This window comes from Microcystis sp. LEGE 08355 (assembly GCF_015207185.1).
Lineage (GTDB): Bacteria > Cyanobacteriota > Cyanobacteriia > Cyanobacteriales > Microcystaceae > Microcystis > Microcystis panniformis.
This window is the reverse complement of record NZ_JADEXI010000589.1, coordinates 1-2,862: the sequence shown is the minus strand read 5'-3', so window position 1 is coordinate 2,862 and position 2,862 is coordinate 1. Positions and strand designations below refer to the sequence as shown.

The 2,862-nt window shown below is 41.3% G+C and carries 2 protein-coding genes; both read left to right on the top strand.

Annotated elements, in window-relative coordinates; genetic code table 11:
• The first annotated feature begins 105 nt into the window (after positions 1-105).
• The gene (gene cysC, locus IQ242_RS21535) at positions 106-651 is read left to right on the top strand and encodes an adenylyl-sulfate kinase (RefSeq protein ID WP_104395846.1); all 546 of its coding nucleotides are present in this window, start codon (positions 106-108) and stop codon (positions 649-651) included.
• A 386-nt stretch (positions 652-1,037) separates the two neighbouring features.
• Positions 1,038-2,765, top strand: coding sequence for an ABC transporter ATP-binding protein (locus IQ242_RS21530; RefSeq protein ID WP_193961352.1), 1,728 nt, complete (start codon positions 1,038-1,040; stop codon positions 2,763-2,765).
• Positions 2,766-2,862: the final 97 nt, after the last annotated feature.

The following is a 2,862-nucleotide window of genomic DNA, read 5'->3' as shown; positions in this document are numbered from 1 at the left end:
CCTATCTCCTATCTCCTATCTCCTGACTCCTATCTCCTGACTCCTGATCACTGATCCCTGAGATATGGTACGCTAAACAGGATTTAAGTATTATTAATGGTTGCTATGAAACAGCGCGGCGTGACGGTTTGGTTAACAGGATTGAGCGGTGCGGGGAAAAGCACGATTACCGAGGCATTACAGGCAAAATTAATCGCTGAAGGTTATTCCATTGAAGTTCTCGATGGCGATATAGTGCGGACGAACCTCACCAAAGGTTTAGGATTTAGTAAAGAGGATCGCGATGAAAATATCCGTCGCATTGGTTTTGTGTCTAATTTGCTCACCCGTCACGGTGTAATTGTCCTAGTTTCGGCTATTTCTCCCTATCGCGAGATTCGCGAGGAAGTACGGGGAAAAATCGGCAATTTTGTCGAAGTTTTCGTGAATGCTCCCTTAAGCGTCTGTGAGGAGCGCGATGTGAAAGGATTATATAAAAGAGCGCGTGCTGGCGAAATCAAGTCTTTTACGGGAATTGATGATCCCTATGAACCACCTTTTAACCCAGAAGTGGAATGTCGCACTGATTTAGAGACTTTAGAGGAAAGTGTCGCCAAAGTCTGGAACAAATTGACGGAATTAGGCTACATTCATCAAGCTGTGGCGGTTTAATCGCAGCATAACTTTGTATTATTGGAAAATATCGTAGGGACGTGGACGAAAAACGTCTCTACACCCCGATTAACCCCTTAGGCAAATTTGTTAGTTAATCCCCTTTTCTTCAGTACCTAAGAAAAGTTAATTATACCTCTCAGTTAACCTCTGGCCAAAGTGCAAGAGTGCCTAAACAGTAATCAGTGAGCAGTGATCAGTAAGTAGGGAGGCACAATTATTTGTAGGATGGGTTAGCGGTAGCGTAATCCATGGGGGTGTTGGGTTTCATGCTTCAACCCAACCTACGTTCTGATAACTGATAACTGATAACTGATAACTGATAACTGTCTCGACTAGCAAATTAATTTTGCAGGAATACTTATATTTAAAGGCGCTAAATTATTTTGAAATCTCGCTCTAGTTATTGGAACCTCATTCCCTATCTCCGTCCCCAAACCCAAACAATTATTTTGGCGTTTATCTGTACGATCGGATTTACGGTATTTTGGCCGATTTTAGCCTGGTTAGCTGGACAAATGGCCAGATATATCGGTGAGGGAAATGTGCAGGCATTGGCGACACTTTCGGGGGTGGGGGCAGTGGTTTTTTTACTGCGGGGAATGTCTCAGTATGGGCAAGATTCCCTGATGGCAAAAGCTTCTTTAAAAATTGCCCTAGAATTAAGAAAAAAAGTTTATGCACACCTGCAAACCCTCGGCTTAAATTACTTTGAAACGGCAAAAACTGGTGATTTATCCTATCGTTTAACGGAAGATATTGATCGCATTGGGGAAGTAATTAATAAATTTTTCCATGATTTTATTCCCTCAGCCTTACAGTTAATTGTCGTCTTTGCCTATATGTTTATTGTTAACTGGCAATTGACGATTGCTGTCATTATTATCGCTCCTTTGTTGGGAGTTTTGGTGGGATTTTTTGGTGAAAAATTATTACAGTATGCTCGTCGCGCCCAAGCGAAAATATCCAACCTTTCTTCGTTATTAACCGAAGTTTTTGGCGGTATTCGCGTGGTGCAAGCTTTCGCAGCTGAAGATTATCAAACCCAGCTTTTTGCCCAAGAAGCGGAGGAAAATCGCCGCGCTCAATACCTATCGGAATCCACCAAAGCTTTACAATACGTCGTGGTGGGATTTTTGCAAGCTCTCGGTGTCATCTTTTTATTCTTTCTCGCTGGTTGGCAAATTTCCCAAAAGAATTTAACTGGAATTGACTTTGTTAGTTATGTGGCAGCGGTGGCAATGTTAATCGATCCCATCGCCCATATTACCAGTAATTATAATCAATTTAAACAGGGTCAAGCCTCCATGGATCGTATTTTTGAATTGTTAGCTATTTTGCCAACAATTACCGAAAAACCCAACGCGATCAATCTGCCACTTCATAGCAAAGAAGTTGAATATTGTCAAGTAAATTTTTATTACAATGAGGACAGACAGGTTTTAAAAAATATTAATTTTACTGCACACGCTGGCGAAATGATTGCTTTAGTGGGAGCATCGGGAGCGGGAAAAACCACTTTAGTTAATCTTTTATTGCGTTTTTATGACCCCACTTCTGGCAAGATTTTAATCGATGGGGTAGATATTCGTGATGTGACTTTAAAAAGTCTCCGGCGACAAATTGGCGTAGTTTTACAGGAAAATATTCTCTTTTCTGGTACTATAGCCCAAAATATCGCTTTTGGCCAGGGAGATTTTAATCTGCAAGAGGTGGAAAAAGCGGCAAAAATTGCCAATGCTCATCAATTTATCAGTGAACTTTCTCAGGGTTACTATACCTATGTGGGAGAAAGGGGTGTTAATTTATCGGGTGGACAAAGACAAAGAATCGCCATCGCGCGAGCGGTTTTATCTAATCCGAGAATTTTAATCTTAGATGAAGCAACTTCAGCGCTCGATTCGGAATCGGAAGCTTTAGTGCAGGAAGCTTTAGAAAGAATTATGACGGAGCGCACAGTATTTGTTATTGCTCACCGATTAGCAACTGTCAGAAAAGCTAACCGTATTTTAGTTTTAGAAAAGGGTGAAATTATCGAAGTGGGTAATCACGAGGAGTTATTAAATCTTAATGGTCGTTACGCTCAATTTCATGCTAGACAATTTCAAGATTAGTCTATTTGGCGTTAAGAGTTGGGCATTATTTCTGATTTTATCACCCAAGCCAAGTTTTTGGGGGGTTCTACCCCCCAAACCCCGGAGCGCATTAGTT